Annotated in this window: 26 protein-coding genes; 15 read left to right on the forward strand and 11 right to left on the reverse strand. The window is 64.2% G+C overall.

Features of this window, described 5'->3' with window-relative positions:
• The first annotated feature begins 399 nt into the window (after positions 1-399).
• The 4 genes from SOM61_RS08115 to SOM61_RS08130 all read left to right on the forward strand — a co-directional run bounded on the left by SOM61_RS08115 (position 400) and on the right by SOM61_RS08130 (position 4,609).
• Positions 400-627, forward strand: a complete 228-nt coding sequence (locus SOM61_RS08115) for a sulfurtransferase TusA family protein (RefSeq protein WP_040777452.1) — start codon at positions 400-402, stop codon at positions 625-627.
• A gap of 214 nt (positions 628-841) precedes the next feature.
• Positions 842-1,591: an electron transfer flavoprotein subunit beta/FixA family protein gene (locus tag SOM61_RS08120; RefSeq protein WP_320473610.1), complete on the forward strand. Its 750-nt coding sequence runs from the start codon at positions 842-844 to the stop codon at positions 1,589-1,591.
• Between the two features lie 34 nt (positions 1,592-1,625).
• A complete protein-coding gene (locus SOM61_RS08125; RefSeq protein ID WP_320473611.1) occupies positions 1,626-2,555 on the forward strand; it encodes an electron transfer flavoprotein subunit alpha/FixB family protein in 930 nt (309 codons plus the stop codon).
• A gap of 263 nt (positions 2,556-2,818) precedes the next feature.
• Complete coding sequence (locus SOM61_RS08130) at positions 2,819-4,609, forward strand: acyl-CoA dehydrogenase (RefSeq protein WP_320473612.1); 1,791 nt, start codon at positions 2,819-2,821, stop codon at positions 4,607-4,609.
• On the opposite strand, the gene SOM61_RS08135 is transcribed toward SOM61_RS08130, so the two are convergent.
• On the reverse strand, positions 4,606-5,019 hold the full coding sequence (locus tag SOM61_RS08135; RefSeq protein WP_320473613.1) for an NINE protein: 414 nt from the start codon (positions 5,017-5,019) through the stop codon (positions 4,606-4,608). The genes SOM61_RS08130 and SOM61_RS08135 overlap by 4 nt on opposite strands.
• A gap of 240 nt (positions 5,020-5,259) precedes the next feature.
• Here SOM61_RS08135 and rpsP point away from each other — a divergent pair, with 240 nt between their 5' ends.
• The 11 genes from rpsP (at position 5,260) to SOM61_RS08190 (ending at position 14,886) form a co-directional block, all read left to right on the forward strand.
• Complete coding sequence (rpsP, locus tag SOM61_RS08140) at positions 5,260-5,508, forward strand: 30S ribosomal protein S16 (RefSeq protein WP_123071958.1); 249 nt, start codon at positions 5,260-5,262, stop codon at positions 5,506-5,508.
• A gap of 48 nt (positions 5,509-5,556) precedes the next feature.
• Positions 5,557-6,087, forward strand: a complete 531-nt coding sequence (gene rimM, locus SOM61_RS08145) for a ribosome maturation factor RimM (RefSeq protein ID WP_183407562.1) — start codon at positions 5,557-5,559, stop codon at positions 6,085-6,087.
• Positions 6,088-6,114: 27 nt separating this feature from the next.
• Positions 6,115-6,876, forward strand: a complete 762-nt coding sequence (trmD, locus tag SOM61_RS08150) for a tRNA (guanosine(37)-N1)-methyltransferase TrmD (RefSeq protein WP_320473614.1) — start codon at positions 6,115-6,117, stop codon at positions 6,874-6,876.
• Positions 6,877-6,993: 117 nt separating this feature from the next.
• Complete coding sequence (gene rplS, locus SOM61_RS08155) at positions 6,994-7,380, forward strand: 50S ribosomal protein L19 (RefSeq protein WP_147933934.1); 387 nt, start codon at positions 6,994-6,996, stop codon at positions 7,378-7,380.
• 34 nt (positions 7,381-7,414) lie between these two features.
• A complete protein-coding gene (locus tag SOM61_RS08160; protein WP_320473615.1) occupies positions 7,415-8,125 on the forward strand; it encodes a CoA pyrophosphatase in 711 nt (236 codons plus the stop codon).
• A gap of 91 nt (positions 8,126-8,216) precedes the next feature.
• Positions 8,217-9,176: a CobD/CbiB family protein gene (locus SOM61_RS08165; RefSeq protein WP_320473616.1), complete on the forward strand. Its 960-nt coding sequence runs from the start codon at positions 8,217-8,219 to the stop codon at positions 9,174-9,176.
• Positions 9,177-9,326: 150 nt separating this feature from the next.
• The gene (locus SOM61_RS08170; protein ID WP_320473617.1) at positions 9,327-9,680 is read left to right on the forward strand and encodes a DUF3579 domain-containing protein; all 354 of its coding nucleotides are present in this window, start codon (positions 9,327-9,329) and stop codon (positions 9,678-9,680) included.
• 102 nt (positions 9,681-9,782) lie between these two features.
• On the forward strand, positions 9,783-10,232 hold the full coding sequence (locus tag SOM61_RS08175; RefSeq protein ID WP_123071951.1) for a CBS domain-containing protein: 450 nt from the start codon (positions 9,783-9,785) through the stop codon (positions 10,230-10,232).
• Positions 10,233-10,350: 118 nt separating this feature from the next.
• Positions 10,351-13,146, forward strand: a complete 2,796-nt coding sequence (locus SOM61_RS08180) for a M16 family metallopeptidase (RefSeq protein ID WP_320473618.1) — start codon at positions 10,351-10,353, stop codon at positions 13,144-13,146.
• Positions 13,147-13,249: 103 nt separating this feature from the next.
• On the forward strand, positions 13,250-14,041 hold the full coding sequence (locus tag SOM61_RS08185; RefSeq protein WP_320473619.1) for an SDR family oxidoreductase: 792 nt from the start codon (positions 13,250-13,252) through the stop codon (positions 14,039-14,041).
• A 161-nt stretch (positions 14,042-14,202) separates the two neighbouring features.
• Positions 14,203-14,886: a choice-of-anchor E domain-containing protein gene (locus SOM61_RS08190; protein WP_320473620.1), complete on the forward strand. Its 684-nt coding sequence runs from the start codon at positions 14,203-14,205 to the stop codon at positions 14,884-14,886.
• 87 nt (positions 14,887-14,973) lie between these two features.
• On the opposite strand, the gene SOM61_RS08195 is transcribed toward SOM61_RS08190, so the two are convergent.
• The 10 genes from SOM61_RS08195 to SOM61_RS08240 form a co-directional block, all read right to left on the reverse strand.
• A complete protein-coding gene (locus tag SOM61_RS08195) occupies positions 14,974-15,582 on the reverse strand; it encodes a PH domain-containing protein (protein WP_320473621.1) in 609 nt (202 codons plus the stop codon).
• Between the two features lie 58 nt (positions 15,583-15,640).
• Complete coding sequence (locus SOM61_RS08200; RefSeq protein ID WP_414674949.1) at positions 15,641-16,399, reverse strand: GntR family transcriptional regulator; 759 nt, start codon at positions 16,397-16,399, stop codon at positions 15,641-15,643.
• Positions 16,400-16,450: 51 nt separating this feature from the next.
• On the reverse strand, positions 16,451-16,810 hold the full coding sequence (locus SOM61_RS08205; RefSeq protein WP_320473622.1) for a hypothetical protein: 360 nt from the start codon (positions 16,808-16,810) through the stop codon (positions 16,451-16,453).
• Positions 16,807-16,974: a hypothetical protein gene (locus tag SOM61_RS08210; RefSeq protein WP_005668903.1), complete on the reverse strand. Its 168-nt coding sequence runs from the start codon at positions 16,972-16,974 to the stop codon at positions 16,807-16,809. Before SOM61_RS08210 ends, SOM61_RS08205 begins: the two co-directional genes overlap by 4 nt.
• A 94-nt stretch (positions 16,975-17,068) precedes the next feature.
• Positions 17,069-18,142, reverse strand: coding sequence for a flavodoxin family protein (locus SOM61_RS08215; RefSeq protein WP_320473623.1), 1,074 nt, complete (start codon positions 18,140-18,142; stop codon positions 17,069-17,071).
• A 182-nt stretch (positions 18,143-18,324) separates the two neighbouring features.
• A complete protein-coding gene (locus tag SOM61_RS08220; RefSeq protein ID WP_320473624.1) occupies positions 18,325-19,599 on the reverse strand; it encodes a tetratricopeptide repeat protein in 1,275 nt (424 codons plus the stop codon).
• A gap of 227 nt (positions 19,600-19,826) precedes the next feature.
• A complete protein-coding gene (gene nagZ / locus SOM61_RS08225) occupies positions 19,827-21,323 on the reverse strand; it encodes a beta-N-acetylhexosaminidase (RefSeq protein WP_320473625.1) in 1,497 nt (498 codons plus the stop codon).
• Between the two features lie 23 nt (positions 21,324-21,346).
• Entirely contained in the window at positions 21,347-22,357 is a 1,011-nt protein-coding gene (locus tag SOM61_RS08230; protein ID WP_320473792.1) for an SIS domain-containing protein, read from the reverse strand.
• Between the two features lie 35 nt (positions 22,358-22,392).
• Positions 22,393-23,490 (reverse strand): N-acetylglucosamine-6-phosphate deacetylase, encoded by a 1,098-nt coding sequence (gene nagA, locus SOM61_RS08235; protein WP_320473626.1) that lies wholly within the window; start codon positions 23,488-23,490, stop codon positions 22,393-22,395.
• A complete protein-coding gene (locus SOM61_RS08240; protein ID WP_320473627.1) occupies positions 23,487-24,365 on the reverse strand; it encodes a glucosamine kinase nucleotide-binding domain-containing protein in 879 nt (292 codons plus the stop codon). Before SOM61_RS08240 ends, nagA begins: the two co-directional genes overlap by 4 nt.
• Positions 24,366-24,445: the final 80 nt, after the last annotated feature.

The raw sequence follows: 24,445 nt of genomic DNA on the forward strand, positions 1-24,445 counted from the left end.
CATGCGCTGTGTCTACGTAAATCGTAGTGGCTGCGCAAATGACTTGGGTCCCCGCCTGCGCGGGGACGACGTTTTACGTTTGCGACAATGGGGCAAGGCAGACTCGCTACCAAGTCGTAACACTTTGTTTTCATGGTCATTCGGACTATTGCGCGCCCCAATTCGGACCGCATCTAAGGGGCATGCTGCACCGCTGCAGTGCCGATTCGTGAGCATCCAGTACACACGCAATGTAATAGGGTCAAGCAATTCACATTGCGGTTGCAATCTTGCAACAATGTGTGACTATTTTGGTGCGGTGCGTCATACTGCCCGAATTGGAGTAGTATGCGACTGAAGTTGGACCACTTAATCAAAGCAGGTAATGCGATGAGCGATATCACTTTTGAAACCGACACCATGGAATTCCAGAGAGACCTGGATGCACGCGGACTGAACTGCCCGCTGCCCATCCTCAAAGCCAAGAAGGCGCTCGCCGAGATGGAAACCGGCCAGGTGCTGCGCATCGTTGCCACCGACACCGGCTCCGTGCGCGACTTCCAGGCCTTTGCCAAACAAACCGGCAATGCCTTGCTGGCTCATACCCACGAGAATGGCGAGTTCACCTTCCTGATGCGCCGCAAATAATGCGACAGGTTGCAGCCGATGCTGCAGCCGCGTCCGTACCCTGAGACGGGGCATCCATCCCCGTCCGCTCCCCCTGTAAAAACCGAGATAGGCCGATTAGGTGTTTTCCTCTAACTAAAAATCGCACGATCGTGCTTTAATTTAGCCCGAAGCGTCGATTTCTCATATAATCTATGCCACTTATTTCGATCCATCCCATTTTTAAAGGCACCCTATGAAAGTCCTGGTACCCGTCAAACGCGTGGTCGACTACAACGTCAAGGTTCGCGTCAAGTCCGACAATAGCGGCGTCGATGTCGCCAACGTCAAGATGTCGATGAACCCGTTCGACGAGATCGCACTCGAAGAGGCAACGCGCCTGAAAGAGGGCGGCAAGGTCACCGAGGTGGTGGCGGTCTCGGTGGGCGTGGCCCAGTGCCAGGAAACCCTGCGTACCGGCATGGCGATCGGCGCCGACCGCGGCATCCTGGTGGAAACCGCTGGCGACACCGAGCCGCTGGCCGTGGCCAAGATCGTCAAGGCGCTGGCCGACAAGGAGCAGCCGCAGCTGATCATCCTGGGCAAGCAGGCGATTGACGACGATTCGAACCAGACCGGCCAGATGCTGGCTGCGCTGCTGGGCTGGCCGCAAGCGACCTTCGCCTCGAAAGTCGTGCTGGAAGACGGTAAAGTGACTGTGACGCGCGAAGTCGATGGCGGCCTGGAAACCGTCGCTTTGACGCTGCCTGCGATCATCACCACTGACCTGCGCCTGAACGAGCCGCGCTACGTGACGCTGCCGAACATCATGAAGGCGAAGAAGAAGCCGCTCGAGACCATCAAACCGGAAGACCTGGGCGTCGACGTCGCGCCGCGCCTGAAGACCCTGAAGGTCGTCGAGCCGGCCAAGCGCTCGGCCGGCGTCAAGGTGCCGGACGTGGCGACGTTGGTGCAGAAGTTGCGCCTTGAGGCCAAAGTCATCTGAGCCGTCTGTTCGTAAATAATTCATAGGAATCAACATGGTCGCATTAGTCATTGCTGAACACGACAACGGCTCCCTGAAGGGCGCTACCCACCACACCGTGACCGCGGCCGCCCAGTGCGGTGGCGATGTCCACATCCTGGTTGCTGGCAGCAACTGCGGCGCCGCCGCCGAAGCCGCCGCCCAGATCGCCGGCGTGGCCAAGGTGCTGGTCGCCGACGCGCCGCACTTCGCCGACGGCCTGGCCGAGAACGTGGCCGCGCAGATCCTGGCCATCGCCGGCGACTACTCGCACATCCTGGCCCCGGCCACCGCCTACGGCAAGAACATCCTGCCGCGCGTGGCTGCCAAGCTGGATGTGGCGCAGATCTCCGAGATCACCAAGGTCGATTCGCCCGACACCTTCGAGCGTCCGATCTACGCCGGTAACGCCATCGCCACCGTGCAGTCGAGCGACAAGGTCAAGGTCATCACCGTGCGTGGCACCGCCTTCGATTCGGCAGCCGGCGGCGGTTCGGCCGCCATCGAGAACGTGACTGCGGTTGCCGACTCGGGCACCTCTACTTTTGTCGGCCGCGAACTGGCCAAGTCGGACCGTCCTGAGCTGACCGCCGCCAAGGTGATCGTCTCGGGCGGCCGCGGCATCGGCTCGGCCGACAACTTCAAGATCCTGGAGCCGCTGGCCGACAAGCTGGGCGCCGCCATGGGCGCTTCGCGCGCCGCGGTCGACGCCGGCTTCGTGCCGAACGACTGGCAAGTGGGCCAGACCGGCAAGATCGTCGCCCCGACCCTGTACATCGCGGTCGGCATTTCGGGCGCGATCCAGCATTTGGCCGGCATGAAGGATTCGAAGACCATCGTCGCCATCAACAAGGACCCTGAAGCGCCGATCTTCTCGGTCGCCGACTACGGTCTGGTGGGCGACCTGTTCGAGGTCGTGCCGGAGCTGGTCAAGGAACTGGGTTAATCACTGACTGGGGCGCAGCGTGCAAACTTGCAGCGCCTGCCCCGCCAACCTACATTGGAACGTCGTTCCCGCGCAGGCGGGAACCCAAGCTTTCATGCGCTGCCTGGATGGCAAGCGCTCGTGGTTGCCCGATGAACTGAGGTTCCCGCCTGCGCGGGAACGACGGTTCAGCGTTTGCGGCTGACGATTGAAGACGCGGGTTCTCTCCTGGCCGTGGGAGCGGCGTTTTTTTATCGGCAAACGACATATTCCAGGAGACAAAGGTGAGCTACAAAGCCCCGCTGAAAGACATGCAGTTCGTCCTCAATGAACTGGCCAACCTCGCCGAGGTCAATGCGCTGCCCGGCTGCGAGGACGCGACGCCCGATACCGTGGAAGCGGTGCTGGAAGAAAACGCGAAATTCTGCGGCGAAGTGATCGCCCCGCTGAACCATGCCGGCGACAAGGAGCCGAGCTATTGGAAGGATGGCGCGGTCACCACGACCAAGGGCTTCAAGGAAGCCTTCCGCGCCTACGCCGACGCCGGCTGGCAAGGCGTGCAGCACCCGCAGGAATTCGGCGGCCAGGGCTTGCCCAAGCTGGTGGCCACGCCCTGTATGGAGATGCTGCATGGCGCCAACCTGTCGTTCGCCTTGGTTGCATTGCTGTCCGACGGCGCCATCGAGGCGCTGCTCACCGCCGGCTCCGACGCACAGAAAGCGCGCTTCCTCGAGCCGCTGATCTCGGGCCGGTGGACCGGCACCATGAACCTGACCGAGCCGCAGGCCGGTTCCGACCTGGCCGCGGTGCGCACCCGCGCCGAGCCGCAGGGCGACGGCACCTATAAAATCTTCGGCACCAAGATCTTCATCACCTATGGCGATCACGATATGACCGAGAACATCGTCCACCTGGTGCTGGCGCGCACACCCGATGCGCCGCCGGGCGTGAAGGGCATCTCGCTGTTCATCGTGCCCAAATTCCTGATCGACGACGATGGTTCATTAGGGAGCCGCAACGACGTGCACTGCGTCTCGATCGAGCACAAGCTGGGCATCAAGGCCAGCCCGACCGCGGTACTGCAGTTCGGCGACGGCGGCGGCGCGATCGGCACCCTGGTGGGTGAAGAGAATCGCGGCCTGGAATACATGTTCATCATGATGAACGCGGCCCGCTTCGGCGTGGGCATGCAGGGCGTCGGCCTGGCCGAACACGCCTACCAGCAGGCGGTGGCGTTCGCCAAGGACCGCGTGCAGTCGCGCGAAGTCTCCGGCTCGCCAGGCCCGGTGGCGATCATCCATCATCCGGACGTGCGCCGCATGCTGATGTCGATGCGCGCGCAGACCGAGGCGGCGCGTGCGCTGGCCTACGTCGGCGCCGGCATCTCTGACCTGGCGCATCACCATCCCGATGAGGCGACGCGCAAGGCGAACCTGGCCGTGTATGAATACCTGGTCCCGGTCATCAAGGGCTGGTCGACCGAGATGAGCGAAAACGTCGCGCGCGACGGCGTGCAGGTGCATGGCGGCATGGGTTTTATCGAGGAAACCGGTGCGGCCCAGCATTACCGCGACGCCAAGATCCTCACCATTTATGAGGGTACGACGGCGATCCAGGCCAACGACCTTGTGGGGCGCAAGACGGTGCGCGACGGCGGCGCGGTGGCCAAGGCGCTGATCGCGCAGATCCGCTCGGTCGAAGGCCAGCTGGGCGAGGTGCAGGGAGAAGACTGCGCTGCGATCGCGCGCAGCCTGCGGGAGGGTGCGGCCGCGCTGGAGCAGGTGGTCGACTACGTGGTTGCCAATGTCAAATCGGACGTGCGCGCCGTGTTTGCCGGCAGCGTGACGTACCTGAAGCTGGCCGGCATCACGCTGGGTGGCTGGCAGATGGCGCGCGCGGCGCTGGTCGCGCAAGGCAAGCTGGATGCGGGTGAGGGCGATGCCGCCTTCTATCGCGCCAAGATCGCTACCGCGCGCTTCTTCGCCGATCACATCCTGTCGCAGGCGCCGGGGCTGCGCACGTCGATCGTCGACGGCGCGGCGGGCGTGCTGGCGCTGGACGTCGAGCAGTTCTAACCGTAGGCGCCGCCGGTAAACAGGATGTCGAACAGCCGTGCCATCGTCCCGATCAGGACGATGGTGCCGGCCAGCATCGTGATCACCAGCAGCACCGGCAAGATCCAGTTCGAGCGCGATTGCCGGCCGCTGCCGGCGTTGTGTTGCGCATCCCACTTCTCGTCGGGCGTCAGCCCGATCACCAGCGCTTCGATGAAGCCGGCGATGCAGGACACCAGCAGCGGCAGGATCACATAGAAGGGGTGCGGCTTGACCGCGCCCCACAGGATGCCGGTGACGGGCAGCGCGCACAGGTGCAGCAGCCCGATCCGGTCGGCGCCCGGCTTGAGGTAGAAGCGGTGCGCGCCGATCCCGCCCAGCAGCAGGGCGAGCAGGGTGGCGACGGTCTTGTTCTTGTGCGTAGCGGCCATGTCATGTTGTTCATTAGTTCAGGACAGCAAGAGTATGGTCGAGATTTGCAGGAATGGCACGTTTCACGCGACAAGCTGCGGATTTGGGCGGATGGCCGGTGGCGGTGTGGTGAAAAATCAGCGATAATGGTTGATTCTTCTGGGACTGCGCGCCCGTTGTCATTAACGCTTGCTGCTGTTCGGTGTCGCGCGCTATAATCGTCGACTTTCTCCGTCCAGAACAACTTTTTCGGAAATATTATGGTCGTTATTCGTTTGGCTCGTGGTGGCGCTAAAAAGCGTCCGTTCTTCAATATCGTTGCAACCGATTCGCGCAACCGTCGCGATGGTCGTTTCATCGAGCGCATCGGTTTCTACAACCCGATGGCTTCGGGCGCCGAAGTCGGCCTGCGTATCGCTGCTGACCGTCTGGCTCACTGGCAAGGCGTTGGCGCACAACTGTCGCCAACCGTCGCTCGCCTGGTCGCCCAGCAAAAGCCAGCTGCTTAATTTTAAGCAGGCAAGCTTGGTGTGAACGATTCAGCAGTAATGAGCGGGGTGCAAATCCCCGATGACCTGACTCCGGTCGGTTATGTTTCCGGTGCGTATGGCATTGTGGGCGGCATCCGTGTCTCCCCGCATTCGCCCGAGGCCGATGCGCTGCTGAGCGTGAAAACCTGGTGGCTCGACAAGCCGACCCTGCACGCCGTTTCGGTACGGAGTGCAAAGCTGCACGGTGGCGATGTTGTCGCTACCCTGGTCGGCATGCGTGACCGCGATGAAGCCGAGGCGCTCAAGGGCGCAACGGTGCAGGTCGCGCGCAGCGAGTTTCCAGCGCTCGAAGAGGGCGAGTTCTACTGGTCCGATCTGATCGGCCTGGATGTGGTCAACCTGCAGGGTGAAGCCCTGGGCAAGGTGACCGATATGATGCACAACGGCGCGCAATCGATTTTGCGCATCACTCCGGTCGCTGATCCAGCGTCCGAAGGCAAGGCGCAAGAGCGCCTCGTGCCGTTCGTGGACCAGTTCGTCAAGACCGTCAGCCTCGAGCAACAACTGATTACGCTGGATTGGGGTCTCGATTTTTGAGCCCGTCCGTTAGAGGAGCAAGTCGCGATGCAGTTTGACGTCGTCAGCTTGTTCCCTGAAATGTTCGCCGCATTGACGCAGTCGGGAGTCACCCGGCGCGCCTTCGAGCAGCAACGCTGGGGCCTGCAGATCTGGAATCCACGCGATTTCACGCAGGACCGCCACCGCACCGTGGACGATCGCCCTTATGGCGGCGGTCCCGGCATGGTGATGATGGCCAAGCCGCTCGAAGCGACGATCAATGCAGCAAAGCAAAGACAAATCGAGCTCGGCCTGCCAAGTCCGCGCGTGGTGTTCATGTCGCCGCAAGGCAAGCCATTGACCCACGAGCGCGCGATGGCGCTCAAGGACGAGCCCGGCCTGGTGATTCTGTGCGGCCGCTACGAAGCGGTGGACCAGCGCCTGCTGGACCGCTGCGTCGATGAGGAAATTTCTCTCGGCGACTTCGTGCTGTCAGGCGGTGAATTGCCGGCCATGGCCTTGATGGATGCGGTGGTGCGCCTGATTCCCGGCGTGCTGGGCGACGATGCCTCGGCGGTCGAAGACAGCTTTGTCAACGGCCTGCTCGATTCGCCGCATTACACGCGGCCGGAAATGTACGAAGACGTGCCGGTGCCGCCGGTCCTGATGGGCGGCAACCACGCCGAGATCGTCAAGTGGCGTCGCCAGCGCATGCTGGAAGCGACCGCTTTGAAACGGCCCGATCTGCTGGACAAGGCGCGCGCCGCCGGTCAGCTGAGCAAGAAGGACGAACAGTTTTTAGCAGGGTTGGTCAAACCTGCAAGTTAAAGAATATGTGCCGGTATTAAGGGCGCATGCAACGGCGGACGCGTTGTCCGTCGTTCAACCCCATCCTCTACTGGGCGAAGGTAGTGCCAGCAAGATGGTTTTTGGAGTCATAAAAAAATGAATTTGATTCAACAACTCGAGCAAGAAGAAATCGCACGCCTCGGCCGTTCGATTCCTGATTTCGCACCTGGCGATACCGTTATCGTCAGCGTCAACGTCGTCGAAGGCAACCGCAAGCGCGCCCAGGCATACGAAGGCGTCGTGATTTCGCGTCGTAACCGTGGCCTGAACTCGAACTTCATCGTTCGTAAGATCTCGTCCGGCGAAGGCGTCGAGCGTACGTTCCAGCTGTACTCGCCGCTGATCGCTTCGATCGAAGTCAAGCGTCGTGGTGACGTCCGTCGTGCAAAGCTGTACTACCTGCGCGAACGTTCGGGCAAGTCGGCACGTATCAAAGAAAAACTGCCACAGCGTCGCGTCAAGACCGTCGCTGCTGCCGAGTAATCTTACTCGTGCTCAGAAAAAGGCATCCGCAAGGATGCCTTTTTCTATTCTGGCGCAGTGTTGCAAAGGATTCAGTTTGGCCAAATTCGTTTTCGATCCGACCCAGTTGCCGGTTGCCAGTCTGGCCGGCGAGGCGCCAGTGGCGCCCGCGCGCCTGATCCCGGCCGCGCTACGCGCACGCTTTGCGCAAACCCTGCCATGGGAAGAAGAAGCGTCGGACGAAGGCCGCGGCATGACGGGCGCCACGCTGCGCCGTGCATCCGTGCTGGTGCCGCTGGTGGCGCGCCCCGAGGGTGTGACCGTGCTGCTGACCTTGCGCACCGACCATTTGTCCAGCCATGCCGGCCAGATCAGTTTTCCCGGCGGCCGGGCTGAAGAACTCGATTCGTCCCCGATCGAGACGGCGCTGCGCGAAACCGAAGAAGAAGTCGGCCTGCACCGCCGGCATATCGAGATCATCGGCGTACTGCCCGATTACACCACCGTCAGCGCCTATCGCGTGACGCCGGTGGTGGCCCTGGTCCAGCCGCCCTTCGAACTGCAGCCCGATCCGGGCGAAGTGGCCGAAGCGTTCGAAGTGCCCCTGGCCTTCCTGATGGATGGCCTGAACCACCAGCGCCGGGTATTCGAATTGCCGCAAGGGGCGGGCCGGCGCGCCTTTTATACGATGCCTTACGAGCAATATTTCATATGGGGCGCGACTGCCGCCATGCTGCGCAACCTCTTTCATTTCCTGCGCGCCTAAGACTTACTTACACTCAGGGATTTGATTCTGGCAGGCTTCTCCGCTATCGTAACGGGGCAGTCGTATTGCCATAACAAAAAAGGGTTCCTGAATGACATTCTTTTCCATCCTGTGCGCACTGCTCATCGAGCAACTGAAACCGCTGCGCGCCGATAACCAGGTATATGGCGGCATCAAGTCGCTCGCCGTGCGTATCGAGACCTGGTTCAATGCCGGCGAGCAGAAGAACGGGCGCATGGGCTGGATCCTGATGATGAGCGCGCTGATGCTGCCGACCTGGCTCGTCTACTGGTTCTTCATGTACTACAACCTGGTGTTCCTGGCCTTTGCCTGGAATGTCCTGATCGTCTACCTGACCCTCGGTTTCCGTCACTACAGCCATTACTTCACCTCGATCCAGTTCGCGCTCAATTCCGGGGACGAACCGAGGGCGCGCGCCCTCCTGGCCGAATGGACGAGGCTGGACACGGTCGGGATGGATAGCACCGAAATCACCCGCATCGCGGTCGAGAAGGCCTTGATCACCACGCACCGCAATGTGTTCGGCGTGTTCTTCTGGTTCCTGATGCCGCTGGGGCCGGCGGGCGCCGTGATGTACCGCGTGTCCGAATACCTGTCGCGCGCCTGGAACGAGCCCGACCACATGCGCAACGAAGCCTTCGGCCAGTTCGCCGCCAAGGCCTTCTACTGGATCGACTGGGTGCCGGTGCGCCTGACCGCGGTAGCCTTTGCCGTGGTCGGTAATTTCGAGGACGCCGTCTATGCCTGGCGCAACTTCGCCAACCGCTGGACCGACGAGGCGCGCGGCATCATCCTGTCGGCCGGCGGCGGCGCGATGGGTGTGCGCCTCGGCACGCCGAACGAAAATGCGCCACAATTGCTACCGGCGGACGCCGCCACGGTGGACTTGAGCGAAAGCGATGTGGACGTGCTGCCGGGCGAGGAGCCGAACGTCCGCGCCCTGCAGAGCACGGTCGGACTGGTGTGGCGCGCCCTTATCTTGTGGATGATCCTGTTGTTGCTGACGTCGAGCGTGGCCTGGCTGCGCTGATCTGGCCGGCCATAGGGCAGTGTGGCGCGGCAGGCCTCGTCCTCAAGTCTTCTATAAGATATAATACTGCCTGTACCGAGCAAAGCCGTATTGCACTGAGCCGAATTTGCTCTCACCCACGCAGTATTTTCCGTCTGAGCCCGTAGGACTATGACCGACCAAGCGCCACCCAAGGATGCAGAACTCGCTGGCGAGTTTTTTATCTTGGGCATCACGAATAAAGGCAAGACGTTCCGCCCCAGTGACTGGGCCGAGCGGCTGTGCGGCGTCATGTCCTGCTATTGCCCGGGTTCTGGCGGCCCCAATGCCCACCTGAAGTTTTCCCCCTACGTCTACCCGACCGTGGTCAACGGCACCAAGGCCGTCGTCGTCAACCGCAGCCTGCAAAAGATCGAGCCGCTGGCCTATCACTTCGTGGTCAGCTTCGCCAAGGACAACGATATGCAGGTGGTCGACGCCTGTTTCGTGCCCTTGCCGGGCGAAAAGAAACCAGGCGCCGCCTGAACATCCCCGCAAGCTAGCCTCTATTGGCGCTTTGATCGAAGTCAAAGCGCCAATTTTGTTTTGGCCTAGCCTCATCCGGATCAGGGCGGGGGAGGGGCTACCATGCGCATTGGCGAAATCTGTACCACTGACACCATCTGCTGCACGCGCGACGAGACCGTGCAGGGCGCCGCCATGCTGATGCGCCGTCACCACGTCGGCGACCTGGTCGTGGTCGATACCGATGGCGGTGGCAACGTGCCGCTCGGCATCCTGACCGATCGCGACATCGTGCTCGCCGTCGTCGCTCCCGGGCTCGATCCGGCCAGCCTGCTGGCCGGCGACATCATGAGCGACGACCTGCTCACCGCGGGCGAGTCGGACGACGTCTACGAGACCATCGAGCACATGCGCCTGCGCGGCATCCGCCGGGTGCCGGTCGTGGATGCCCAGGGCAACCTCTGCGGCATCGTCAGCGCCGACGACCTGCTGGAGTTCCTGGCCGAAGAGATGAGCGAGCTGTCGCGCATCGGCTCCTGGCAGCAATCGCATGAGCGCCGTGTGCGCCAATAGCTGCCTTCCAGCAAGTTATGTCAACTGAGTAAGTGGTCAGGTCACGAGCAAGACGCCCGTCTGCTACCATCTTGGAGCAGGCGGGACGGTTGGCGTCCCGCCGAGTAGACGGGACACCATGGATTCGAGATTTCAGTTGCGCGGCATGGCCGCGCATATAGCAGCGGGCTGCCTGGCCCTGGTCATGATCGCGCCGGCGACCGCCGCCGCCCCTGCAACCCCAGGCGCCACCAAGGCCGCCACGGGCGCGGCCCTCCCCAAGGGCGTGACCCTCGGCCCGTCGGTCGAAGGCATCACCGAATACCGCCTGGCGAATGGTCTGAAAGTGCTGTTGTTCCCGGACGCTTCGCGTCCGACCGTGACGGTCAACGTCACCTATCTGGTCGGCTCGCGCCACGAGAACTACGGCGAGACCGGCATGGCCCACCTGCTCGAGCACCTGCTGTTCAAGGGCGCGAAGAACAACCGCGACATCACCAAGCAGTTTTCCGAGCGCGGCATGCAGTTCAACGGCACCACGTCGCTCGACCGCACCAATTATTACGAGGTGTTCCAGGCCTCGCAGGAGAACCTGGACTGGGCCCTGCAGATGGAGGCCGACCGCATGGTCAATTCCTTCGTCTCGGCCAAGGATCTCGCTTCCGAGATGACCGTGGTGCGCAACGAGTACGAGGCCGGCGAGAACGAACCCGGCAACGTGCTGTTCAAGCGCATGCAGAGCGTCGCCTACGACTGGCACAGTTATGGCCGCTCGACCATCGGCAACCGCAGCGACATCGAGAACGTGCGCATCGGCAACCTGCAGGCCTTCTATCGCACCTACTACCAGCCCGACAATGCGGTGCTGCTGGTGGCCGGCCAGTTCGACGAGCGCGCGACCCTGGCCAAGATCAACCGCCTGTTCGGCGCGATTCCGAAACCCAAGCGCACCCTGCCGGCCTTCTGGACGGTGGAGCCGACCCAGGACGGCGAGCGCAGCTTCGCCGTGCGCCGCCAGGGCGATATGCAGTTCGTGGCGGTCGGCTACAAGATACCGTCCGACCTGCATCCCGAGGCCGAGGCGCTCGGCTTCGCTTCCGAAATCATGGGCGACGCGCCGAATGGCCGCCTGCACAAGCTGCTGGTCGAGACCGGCAAGGCCAGCCAGGTGTTCAGCTTCGGCCAGACCGGCTATGCGCCAGGCCTGCAATTCTTCGGTGCCGTGGTCAAGCTGGGCGAGCCGATCGAGCCGGTGCGCGAGGCGCTGATCCAGGCGGTCGAGGAACTGGCCAGCAAGCCGCCCACTGCCGAGGAGCTGGAACGGGTGCGCCGCTCCTGGCTGAACACGGTCGAGCGCAGCCTGAACAATCCGCAGGCGGTGGGCGTGGCCCTGTCCGAGCCGATCGCCCTGGGCGACTGGCGCATGTATTTCGTGGGCCGCGAGCGCGTGCAAAAGATGACGGCCGAACAGGTTGCCGCCAGCGCGGGACGTTATTACCTGCGCAGCAACCGCACGGTCGGCACCTTCATCCCGGAAGAAGCGTCCAAGCGCGCCGAACTGCCGCCGGCGCCCACGGTGGCGGAGGCAATGAAGGACTTCAAGCCGGCCGTCTCGAACCTGGTGTCGGAGAATTTCGACCCGAGCCAGCAGAACATCATGCAGCGCACCAGCCTGACCACGGCCGGTGGGGTCAAGCTGGCCCTGCTGCCGAAAAAGAACCGCGGCGAGACCGTGACGGTCGACCTGCGCCAGCACTTCGGCGACGAGAAAAGCCTGTTCGGCAAGGGCACGACCCAGGCCCTGACGAACCTGATGCTGATGCGCGGCACGACCCGCTACACGCGCGCCGAACTGGCCGACGCCTTCGACAAGCTCAAGATCGCCGGCAGTCCGACCCATTTCCAGACCACGCGCGCCAACCTGGCGGAGGCGCTCAAGCTCGTGGCCCATGTGCTCAGGGAGCCGGCTTTCCCCGAATCCGAATTCGAGCAATTGCGCCAGCAACTGCTGGTCGGCATCGAAGCGGGCCGCAACGAACCGCAAAGCGCGGCCGTGCGCGCCCTCAGCCAGCACTTCAACCGCTATCCGCGCGGCGACATCCGGTACTCGCCGAGCCTGGAAGAGCAACTGGAAGAAGCGAAGGCGGCGCGCCTTGAGGAAGTGAAGGCCTTCCACGGCCAGTTCTACGGCGCCAATCCGGCCGAGATGGCCATCGTGGGCGACTTCGATGCGAAGGAAATCGCGCCGCTGGTCAATTCCCTGTTCGGCGCCTGGAAAGCGCCGCAGGCCCACGCGCCGGTGCTGGTCGCGCATGCCGAGGTGGCGCCGGTGGCGCGTACCCTGAATACCCCGGACAAGGAAAACGGCTTCTATATCGCGCGCCTGAACCTGGACCTGAACATCGACGACGCGGACTATCCGGCCCTGCTGCTCGCCAATTACATCTTTGGCGACGGCGGCCTGAAGTCGCGCCTGATGGACCGCATCCGCCAGCAGGATGGCCTGTCGTATGGCGGCGGCTCGGATGTGTCGCCGGGCACCCTGGACCGCGCCGGCAGCTTCACGATCAATGCGATCGCGGCGCCGCAGAACCTGGCCAAGCTCGATGCCGCCGTGCGCGCCGAGCTGGCGCGCGCGCTCAAGGATGGTTTTACTGCCGAGGAACTGCTAGGGGCCAAGTCGGGCCTGATGCAGCAGCGCCTGCAATCGCGCTCGAACGACGGCGCGCTGGCCTCCGGCTGGACCTCGTTCCTGTACCGCGGCAAGACCTTCGAGGCCTCGGCCGAGCTCGAGCGCAAGCTGGCGGCAGTGACCTTGCCTCAGCTGAATGCCGCATTCCGCAAGGCGATCGATCCGGGTAAGCTGTCGGTGTTCATGGCGGGCGACCAGTCGAAGACTGGCGGTGCGGCGACACCCGTAGTTACTATGCCGTAACTACAACAGTTTCCTGACAAAAACTCTCTGGATTGTGACAATGCACGAAGCCATGCGTTAAAATGTTTCTTTTCGGAAGCAAAAGTTTCATCCAGGGAGCATCATGAAGGCCATCAGCAAGCAGCAGCCGGCAAGCGGTTTGTCGTTCACCGGCAAGGTCGTTTTGGTCACCGGAGCCGCCAGTGGAATCGGTCGCGCCATCGCCCTGGCGTTCGGCCGTGCCGGCGCCAGCGTCGTCGTGGCCGACGTCTCGATCGACGGTGGACACGCCACTGCGGCGATGATCGTCGAAAACGGCGGCAAGGCGCTGTTCGTCCAAAGCAACGTCACCCGCGCCGGCGACGTCGAAGCCCTGGTCGACAAGACCATCAATTACTATGGCCGCCTCGACTTCGCGATCAACAATGCCGCCGTCGAGGAAGAGCGCCAGCCGCTGGCCGACGGCGACGACGAGCAGTTCGACCGCATCATGAACGTCAACGTCAAGGGCGTCTGGCTGTGCATGAAATACCAGCTGCGCCAGATGCAGAAGCAGGGCCACGGCGCGATCGTCAACATGGCCGGCATCGCCGGCCTGGTCGGCAGCCCGAATCATGCGATCTATGGCGCCAGCAAGCACGCCGTGGTGGGCCTGACCAAGAGCGCAGCCGCCGAGTATGCGCGCGAGGGCATCCGCGTCAACGTGCTGTGCCCGGCCGCGGTCAAGACGCCGATGCTGGCGCGCGCCTTCGAGCGCGATCCCGGCATCGAGAAAAAACTCAAGGCGGCGCATCCGATGGGGCGTTTCGCCGAAGCGGGTGAGGTGGCGCAGGCCGCGCTGTGGCTGTGTTCGGACATGGCGTCCTATGTGAACGGCCACGAGATGGTGGTCGACGGTGGTTTTACCGCTGTTTGAGCAGGTTTTCCTGTCGGAAATCTTTACAGTGCTACAGGGATTGTTCCTCCTGAAAAAGCCAAGTCCTTGTTTTTAATCAAGTATTTTCTAGTGGCATAAATTATGCTTATTGGTTGCATGTCGCTGTATGTACCCAATGCATTTCCACTAGTGAGACCAACTTGAAAAAGACTTTTGCCGCACTGGCGCTCGCCGCCGCCCTGATTCCCGTCGCAGGCGCCCAGGCCGCCGTGATCAGCTTTAACAACAGTATCGGAATCACGGAAACGGATTGGTCCGAGACGCTGCGTTTCAGCAAGTTCAACACCAAGCTCGGCACACTCAATTCGATCAAGTTCGACTTGAGCGGCCTGGTCAGCGGCGCCGGCTTCGCCGAAAACAGGGGCAGCAGCGCGGCGAAGGTCACCCTGACATTGGGTTCGACCATCGAGCTGACCCGCCCGGATGGCACCACGCTGGTCGTGGCCAACCCGGTATTCGACCAGCTTTACAGCCTCGGCCGCTATGACCGTGTTCTCGACTTCGGTGGCACCTCCGGTGTCAACACTGGTACGGTCGAGGCAAGCAAAGCCGAATCGTTCCTGAGCAGCAGCGCCAGCGATTTCGCCCTGTTCTCGGGCCGCGGCTTCATCGATCTCGGCCTGAGCGCGCTGGGCACCTCGTTCGCGAAGGGGCCAGGCAACGTGACGACCGGATTCGACACCTACGCATCCGGCGCGGTGCAGGTCACGTATGACTACACCCCATTTGCCGAAGTCCCTGAGCCCGCCACCCTGGCGACCATGCTTGCCGGCCTCGGCCTGATCGGCGCCGTGCGTCGTCGCCGCCCGAGCAAGCAGGCGTAATCCAGCCACGCCGCCGGCACGATGCCGGCAGCGGAAAAACCGTCATGCAGGCTCACGCTGGCATGACGGTTTTTTTCATCCGGCGCTTCAATTGTGGATGTACTTCGCGAACACATCGCTGAAATCGCGCTTGGTGTGCGTATCGAGCATAGCGGTATTCAGCGCTTCCAGCAGTTCGCCGTACTGGCTGACCAGGCTACCGGCGCCGGGCGCGATATTGAGCTTGTGGACCGAGGCCGTGGCGTCCAGCGTCCGCAGCGCATTGTCGCGGCACACGGCGTCGCGCCGTTGCTGCTTGCCGATGGTGGTCAAGGCCTTGTAGATGTCCTTCAGCTGTTCGATGAAGGATTTTTTGACGTCGATCGAGAACTTCGTGTCGTTCACGTTGAACTTCAGTTCGATGTCCATGTCCAGCGTGCCGGCGGTTTCGATGCTGACATTGGTGATGAGATTTGACGAATATTCGTAGCGCTTGATCGAGCGTTTCGAGGACACGGCCGAATCCCCGTCGACGTGGATCAGGGCAAGATTGGTGAAGCAGTACTCGTCCTTCTTGCTTTTAATCAGGAAGAAGATCTGCTCGCCGTCTTCGGTGAACAGGTAGTCGTCCGCATCGACCTTGCTGTAGTCTGGGGGTCCGACGATGACACCGATATCGCTCAGCCCCAGTGCTTCAGCCGCCATTCTCTTGAACATGATCGTCCTCGTGTGGTGAAAAAGGGTAGATTAGCATTCCCTCAGCAGTCTGCGCGCATCAGGTTGCAGTGAGTTCGGCCACGAAGTCATAGGTATCGCCACGAAAATACGAGCGGCAAAATTCCACCGCGCGCCCATCGCGCAAGAAACCCAACCGTTCCACGCACAGGCCGGCATCGCCCTCGCGCGCATCCAGCAGGCGCGCCTGTTCCGCACCCAGCAGCAGGGCCGACAGGCGCTGCAGCGCGCGCACCGGGCGGTTGCCGCTCGCCTCCAGCGCCTCGTACATCGAGTCACCCACCGCCTCGAGCGAGGGCAGGGCGAAGGCGGCGATGGTCGCGTACTCCAGGCACATCGGCGCATCGTCGGCGTAGCGCAGGCGGTTGAAGCGGTACACCGGCGTGCCCGGCGACAACCGCAGGCGCAACGCTTCCTCGGGCGTGACCAGGCCTTCCGAGCGCTTGAGCCAATTGCTCCTCGGCACCCGGCCACGGGCGCGCATGTCTTCCGAGAACGAGCTCAGCTTGGCGAAATTCTTTTCGATGCGCGTGTTCAAAAAATTGCCCGAGCCGGCGCGCCGCACCAGCAAACCGTCTTCGACCAGGCTGTCGATCGCCTTGCGCACCGTGATGCGCGAGATGCCCAGCTCCAGCGCCAGTTGGCGTTCGGCGGGCAGGGCGCTCGAAGGGCCGTAGATGCCATTGTCGATCGCCTGGCGCAGCGCGCGCTGCAGTTGCTGGTAGAGCGGCAGCTTGCCGGCGCCGCCGGCCAGGCTGGCCTTGGCGGCGTCGTGCATCAGTTGGACGAGTGGATTCATTCAGCGGGCATGGAGGCGGGAGACCCGATCATACCGCATGCCGCCCGCCGCTCAAGGCAGGGGATGGACGAGGTTCACCAGTACCGACAACCCGACGAAGCAGGCGCCGGCAAGGATTTCGTGGCGCCGCGTCTCCAGGCGCATGCCGGTAACGGCCCAGGCAATCAAGGCGCAGGCGACCAGCGGTGTCAGGAAGTTCGCGTCGAGCGCCTTGCCCAGTTCGCCATGCACGAGCTGGTGCATGCCCTCGGTCATACCGCTGAACAGGTTCTTGATGCCCAGGTAGCGTTCGAGGGGGCCTGGTGACAGGCCGAGCAGTGCTTCGGCGCGTACCAGCGGATTGGCCGGCAGCCAGGCCAGGGCGGCGGTCGCCAACAGCAGGCCGAGGCGCCCGGCGACCGTCCCGATCATGCGATGCGCGGCTTGCGGACGATGAGGTAGATCGGTACCGCGACGATGCAGATCAGGAACGAGAACAGCCCCCAGCCAATGCCGCTCATGCCACGCGCCTTGGCATCCTTGCCGATCAATACGCCGATAATCGCTGCGATGATGAGTCCGCCAACTGCTTCCATCAGATAATCCCCAGTAGTTTGTTTCCATAATTCTACTGAGAATCAACTGTGTAAAACTCGCCAATAGTCACGGCCAGCGCCGGGCCATGCGCCATCATTTCGGACGCGGATCCTTCAAGGGCTGGCTGACCACGGCAACCCGGCCCGCGCGCACTTCGCGTACGGCGGTAGCCACCGCGCGCGCCACGTTGCGCGTCTCTTCCTGCACCGCGCTGTCCTTGTCGAAGGTCTCGTGGCTGTCGGCATACGATTCGTAATAGCCGATGTAGCGGTCGAGCTGGCCGAAGCTGCCCGAGTTGATCAGGCCCATCCACTCGAGCCAGTCCGACAGCGAGCGCCGCGTGCCCTCGATGCCGGCCACGTCGCCGTGTACCAGCAGGCCAAAGGCGCGGCCGGCCAGGTGTTTAGGGTAATCCCAGCCGTCGCGCTCGATCTGCTTGGCTGTTTCGGCGTCCTTGCCGTGAGTCGATGTCGGGTCGGGATTGCCGCCGTCGGCGCAGACCAGGCGGTCGATCATCAGTTTCAGTACCGCCGGGGTCTGGTACCAGTAGACCGGGGTGATGATGATGACGCCATGGGCCAGCACCCAGCGTTCGTAGATCTCGTTCATCCAGTCGTTGACCTGGCGCTCGGCGTGGTTCGGGTAGCAGCTGCACGGCCAGTGGCACAGCGGCATCGCGGTCGAGACGCAGCCCTTGCACGGGTGGATGTGGCGGTCGTAGTCGGAATTGAGCAGGGAGAGGTCGAGCACGTCGGCCTCGAAGCCTTGTTCCATCAACACGTCCTTGGCCATCTGCGTCATGCGCCAGCTTTTCGAGATCTCGCCGGGACAGGTGCCGTCGTTGCGGGCCGAGGCGTTGATGAGGAGGATGCGGTTGCGCGTGTCGGGATCCTTCTGGTGCCGTTCGGCGCCGAGCAGGCGGTCGCGCGCCTCTTTCCACTCCACCGACAGGTCGTAGCCGGGGTCGGCGAATCCGGGGCCGGCCTTGATCGTGTGCGGGGCCTTGCGGCCGTCCTGGTACGCATCCCAGGCCACGTCTTCGATCGCCGCCAGTTCGCGGTCGAGTGCGTCGTAGCCGGGGTCCTGGAACGCCTTGCGAAAGCGCAGGTGGAATTCGTTGCGTCCCAGCTTGGCGGGCGCCTGGCCCTTGCGTACCGTCGTCGTCATGCTGCCTCCGATGCAAATAATGCAATTATCGGACGGACGCGGGCGGCGCCAATGTACGGGCGCGCACCTTGGGCAAGTAAAACCTACGGTCGGCAGCGGGGCAGGATGAACCGTGCATACGAAAAAAGCGGGCCGGGCAGCGAGCCCGGCCCGCTTCGCGGGTCCGTCGTGAGACGAAGGGATTACTTCTGGTTCAGGTGAACGATCCAGTATTTCGCCAGGTCGCCGGCGCCGCCGCCGCCCTTGACGGTCTGGAAGGTCTGGATGGCTTCGGCTTTCTTGCCGGCCAGCGCCTGCGCCATGCCCAGGCGCAGCTTGGCTTCTTCAGCGTTCTTCAGGCCGCCCTTGGCGATGCCTTGCTGGATGAAACCGACACCCTTGTCGCCCTGGTCCATGGTGGCGTAAGCCCAGCCCAGGTTGACCAGGCCGGCGCCGGTCTTGGCCTTGGCGGCCGAGGCTTCGCCGGCGGCGATGTTCTTGGCATCGTCGGCCGCGCCCTTGGTCGCCTTGTCGCGCAGGGCGGCGTGGGCCTTGGCGTTCGAGCCCTGGCCCAGCACGCCGGCGGCGTAGCCGGCGTCCATGGCTTTCTTGGCTTCGGTCGGGAAGCCGTCGCGCAGCGACAGCTCGGCCAGGTCGACGTATTCTTCCGGCGCCATCTTCTTGACGGTGACCGCTTCCAGGCGGTACACGTTGATCATATTGGTCTGTGGATCGAAGCCGGACTTGCGCGCCACGCCGCGGTTCAGGACGTCGGTCCAGAAGTCGTCGTTCGGGTAGTGGGCGACCAGTTTTTCCAGCGCGGTCAGGTAGCCGGCATCGTCCTTGACCTTGTTGGCCGAAGAGGCCAGCAGGCGCAGGTCTTCCTCGCTCGGCTTCTGGCCGGCCTTCTCGGTCGCTTCGATCGCCGGCAGCAAGGCCGCCTTGGCGTTGGCGAAGTCGCCGCCCAGGTAATAGGCGCGGATCAGGGAAGGCGCGACTTTTTCAGGGGTCGGGCTTTCTTTCTGATAGCGCTTGAACCACTCGATGGCCTTGGTGTAATCCTTGGCGTTGTAGTGCATATTGCCCAGCGCCAGGATGAAGTCGGCCTGTTCCTGGCCTTGCAGGCGGCCGGAATTGATCACGGCTTCCAGCGCCGGCATGGCGATCTCGTTGTTATTGGTCGCCGAGCCCACCGACAGCTTCATGCGGTTGACGACGTAGTCTTCGTACGGCGTGCGGTTCGGGAAGGCTTCGGCCTGTTGCACGCGATTCTGCACTTCGGCGTAATTCTTTGCATCCATCAGCGGCTTGATCGCGGCCGGGTCGAGCAGCTTGAACAGCTCTGGGCGGACGGTGTCCGCTGGCGCAGCGGCGGCTGCAGGCTTCTCTTGCGCATGGACGGCGGTGGTCAGGGCCGGGGCCGAGAGGCCGACGGCGGCCAGCATCAGGCAGAGGCGGGCAAGACGGAGTTGGGACATTCTGTATCCTTCTATCTAGACAAAAAATCGACGAAGCGCGCTTTCGGCACGTTCTTTCGCTACGCATTTTCACCAATATAGCAAAAATGCCAATCTCGGACAAAGCGTGCATTGTCCCATAGTCAGCCATTTTCTGGCTCGCCAATTGTGCCGTAGAGCCCGCGTGCGCACCCAGCGTCGTTACATCGCGTTACCTCATCGCTGGCGGCGCCGTGTCATTCGCCAGGTCATGCTCGGTCGAAGCCCGGCACCGGGCAGGTTCCCGGCGCCCCGATGTCCCCGGCCAGCCAGGCCACGGCCGCCTCCAGGGCGGGCGGGGCGAAGCCATAGCTCATCAGGGCCGGGGCCGGGAAGTCCAGCGCCTGATAGGGGTTCCACAGGGCCAGGTGCAGGTCGGGGCGCCAGCCGGCGCGCGCGTTCGGGCCATAGCGGCGGCGCGAGGTCGAGGCCAGGATCGTGACGCGCCCGTCCTGCGGTAGAAACGACCAGTCGAAGTTTTCGCTGTCGGCGAAGGTGACCAGTTCGACGTCGTACAGGGTCGCCAGCGCCTCGGCGATGCGGTCCGCCGGCACGCCGGCTTCCGAGATGCCATCGCTGACCACGTCGGCGCGCGCGACCAGGCGCACGCGGCTGCCGCGCGCGGGGCGTTGCGGGTGGCCGAGTTCGGTCAGCCCGGCGCGCCAGGCGCGCGCCATCAACGCGCGGTCATCCTGTTCGCGGGTGTATGCGATGGCGCGAGCGGGATGCGCGTCCGCCAGCCTCGCAAGACGCGCCAACTTGGCCTCGACCTCCGGCAGCGGCAGCACGCCGTCGCGGATCGCCGCGGCGATCGCGAGCACGGTTTCGACCTGGGTCTCGCGGGTGCCGATCGCCATCACCATGTCGGCGCCCGCCACCAGCGCGTTGACGGCGGCCTGGCCGGCGTCGTAACGTTGCGCGATCGCGTGCATGTCCATGCCGTCGGTGATGATCACGCCGTCGTAGCCGAATTGCTCGCGCAGCACGCCGGTGAGGATGGCGCGCGACATGGTGGCCGGATTGACCGGGTCCAGGGCGGGATAGACGATGTGGGCCGTCATGACCGCCGGCGCCGGGGTGGCCGCCCTGGCGGCGATGCGGAACGGCGCGAACTCGAAGCGTTCCAGCTCAGCGCGCGGCTTGTCCACGTGCGGCAGGTCGCGGTGCGAATCGACGTGGGTGTCGCCGTGGCCGGGGAAGTGCTTGACGCAGCAGGCCACGCCTTCGCTCTCGCTGCCTTCCATCCAGGCCAGGGCAATGCGGGTGGCCTGCTCGGGGTCGGCGCCGAACGAGCGCTCGGCGATGACGGGGTTGTGCGGGTTGTTGTTCAGGTCCAGCACCGGCGCGAAGTTCCAGTTGAAGCCCAGCGCGCGCACCGCGCGCGCCACCGCCGCGCCGACTTCGCGCGCCAGTTGCGGATCGTTCGCAGCGCCCAGCGCCATCGCGCTCGGCGGCGCCGGCACCCAGGTCGAGCGCACCACCGCGCCGCCTTCCTGGTCGAGCGCGATCAGGGCCCGCGCGCCCATCGCGTCCGCCAGGGCGCCCGTGAAGCGGGTCAGCTGGACAGCGTCAACCATGTTCTGGCGGAACAGGCAGACGCCCCCGATCCGGTGGGTGCGCAGGAAGGTATCGGTGTCGGCATCGAGCTCGGTGCCGAACAGGCGCACCATCATCAATTGGCCGGCCAGGCCGAGGTAATCAGTCATGGTGCGGGGCATAGGATTCGTCGTCAGTTGGTCTTGGTGACCTTGCTCAGGTGGCGCGGCTGGTCCGGATTCATGCCGCGCGCGGCCGACAGCTTGGCCGCCATCGTATAAAAGGCCTGTACTGCCGCGATCGGGTCGAGGTCGGGGATGGCGGCGGTGGGCAGCGTGAGGTCGCGGCTGGCGACGTCGGCGGGCGCGGCCAGCAGCACGCGCGCGCCGCGGCCGCGCATCTCGTCGGCCAGGGCCACCAGGCCGGCCTGGGTCGGGCCGCGGGTGGCGTAGACCAGCAGTGGGTAGCCTTCTTCGATCAGGGCCATCGGGCCGTGCTTGATCTCGGCGCCGGAGAATGCTTCCGCCTGCAGCGCCGAGGTTTCCTTGAACTTGAGCGAGGATTCGAGCGCCAGCGGGAAGCTGATGCCGCGGCCCACGACCATGATGTTGCGGGCCGGCGCCAGCACCTCGATCGCGGCCGACCAGTCCACTTCGGTGGCGGCGCGCAGCGCGTCGGGCAGGGCGGCGATGCCGTTTTTCAGCTCCTTGTCATCCTGCCAGTCGGCGACCAGGCGCGCACCGGCCACCAGGCTGGCGATGAAACTCTTGGTCGCGGCCACGCTTTTCTCGGGACCGGCATGCAGCGGCATGGTCCATTCGGCGGCGTCGGCCAGCGGCGATGCGGGGTCGTTGACCAGGGCCACGGTGGTGGCGCCGCCGTCGCGGAAGTAGCGGATCGGCTCGACCACGTCCGGGCTCTGGCCCGATTGCGAGATCGCCACCGCCAGCGTGTCGCGCGCGACGATCGGCGATTTGTACAGGGTGATGAGCGACATCGGCAGCGACGTGACCAGGCGGCCCATGCGCGCCATGATCAGGTAGGCCAGGTAGTTGGACGCGTGGTCCGAGCTGCCGCGCGCCACCGTCACCGCGCTGTGCAGCTGCGTGGCGCGCAGCTTCGCGCCCAGCTCCGCGTAGCGCTCCACGTCCTGGGTCAGCTGGTGGGCGATGCAATCGGCGGCCGACAAGGCCTCCTGCAGCATGAGCGACGTTGGGGCTTCGGAAGCGGCGGCGGTGGTCACAGGACTTCTCCTTCGATATGGACGGCTTTGATGTTCAGGTCGCGGTCGAGGACCACGAAGTCGGCATGGCAGCCCGGCGCCAGGCGGCCGCGCAGGGTTTCGCCGAGGTAGTCGGCGGCATTGGTGGAGACGCGGCGGCTGGCGTCTTCGATCGACAGGCCGATGCTGACCAGGTTGCGCAGCGCCTGGTCCATGGTGAGCGTGCTGCCCGCCAGGCTGCCGTTGGCCAGGCGCACCCCGCCCATGCATTTATGGACCACCTGGCGGCCCAGCATGTATTCGCCATCAGGCATGCCGGCGGCGGCGGTCGAATCGGTCACGCAGAACAGCTTGGGGATGCAGCGCAGCGCGGTCCGGATCGCGCCCGGGTGCACGTGCAGCAGGTCGGGAATGATCTCGGCGTATTCGGCATGCGCCAGCGCCGCGCCGACCATGCCGGGATCGCGGTGGTGCAGGCCGGGCATGGCGTTGAACAGGTGGGTGAAGCCGGCCGCGCCATGCGCGAGGGCGTCGACGCCGACTTCGTAGCTGCCGGTGGTGTGGCCGACCTGGACCCGGATGCCGGCGTCGCTGAGTACCCGCACCAGCTCCATGTGGCCGTCGATCTCGGGCGCCACCGTGATCAGCTTCATCGGCGCCTGGGCGTCGAAGCGCTTCACTTCATCGAGGCTGGCTTCGCGCGCATACGGCGGCTGGGCGCCCAGCTTGCCGGAATTGATGTACGGGCCTTCCAGGTGCACGCCCAGGATGCGCGCTTCACCCTTGCCGCGCGCGGCGCAGGCGCGGCCGATGGCGGAGAGGGCGCGGTCGATGTCTTCGACCGGCGCGGTCATGGTGGTGGCCAGCAGGCTGGTGGTGCCGTGTTTCGCGTGCAGGGCGGCGATCACGTGCGGGGCGTCGCCGCCTTCCATCATGTCGCGTCCGGCGCCGCCGTGCACGTGGACGTCGATGAAGCCGGGCAGGATGTAGTCGTCGCCGTTGGCGCCTGGATCGCCCGGGCTGCCGTCGATGGCGTCGATGTGGGCGCCGTAGCGCAGCGTGCCGCGTACCCAGCCGTCGGGAGTGAGGATATTGCCGTTGATGGTAGCGCTCATGCCTGGGATTCTTTCAGGTGCAGTTCGATCATGCGCAGCGCGCCCAGGGCCGAATCGCCATGGGGCGGGCTGCAACGCGCCAGCGTTTCGGCCGGCAGGTACAGGCGCAGGGTATCGCCCAGGCCGCCGCACAGCGACAGCGGCAGGGTTGCGCCGGGGTCGAGCGCGCGCGCCATGGTGGCCACTTCGCGGCCCGCCTGCTCGAGGATCGCGCCGGCCACCGGGTCGAGCGCGCCATGTTCCACCACGAAGCGCGCCAGGCTCGCGTAATCGGTCTGGGTGGCCTTGCCGAGCCAGACCTGGATCGCGTCGCGCCCGCCGCCGCAGGCGGCAATGACGTCGCGCGCCAGCGCGCCGCCCTCGGCGCGGCCGTCGAGCACCTGCTGGACGTGCGCAATCGCGCGCAGGCCCATCCAGGCGCCGCCGGCTTCGTCGCCGGAGGGGAAGCCCCAGCCGCCGACTTCGACCCGCGTGCCGTCTTCGCGCAGTGCTTCGCCCACGCTGCCGGTGCCGATCGCGACGATGGCGCCGGGCCGTCCGCCATGGGCGCCCATCAGGGTCGAGAAGCCGTCGGTGTCGAGTATCAGGGCGGCGTAGCCCGGATTGGCGGCGCGAAACGCGGCCGCCCATTCCTTGTTGTGCACGCCCGCCATACCCAGGCCGATGGCGCATGCATGGCGGGGAATCGCGTCGATGCCGATCGCGGCGAAGGCCTTGGCGGTGGCATCGTCGACCGCGCGCCAGGCCTTGTCGATGCCATGGACGAGACCGGAAGCGCCGCTGCGGCCGGTGGCCAGTTCGGCGCCGTCGCGCCCGGCCAGGCGCACGCGGGTATTGGTGCCGCCGCCGTCGACGCCGATGAGATAGTCGATCATGGTAGGTGCGAGAAATAGGGTCAAGGCACTATAGGCAGGCCCTATCTCGATGTCAACAGGTATTTAACTGGTATGCTTCA

The organism is Massilia sp. CFBP9012 (assembly GCF_034045115.1).
GTDB lineage: Bacteria > Pseudomonadota > Gammaproteobacteria > Burkholderiales > Burkholderiaceae_D > Telluria.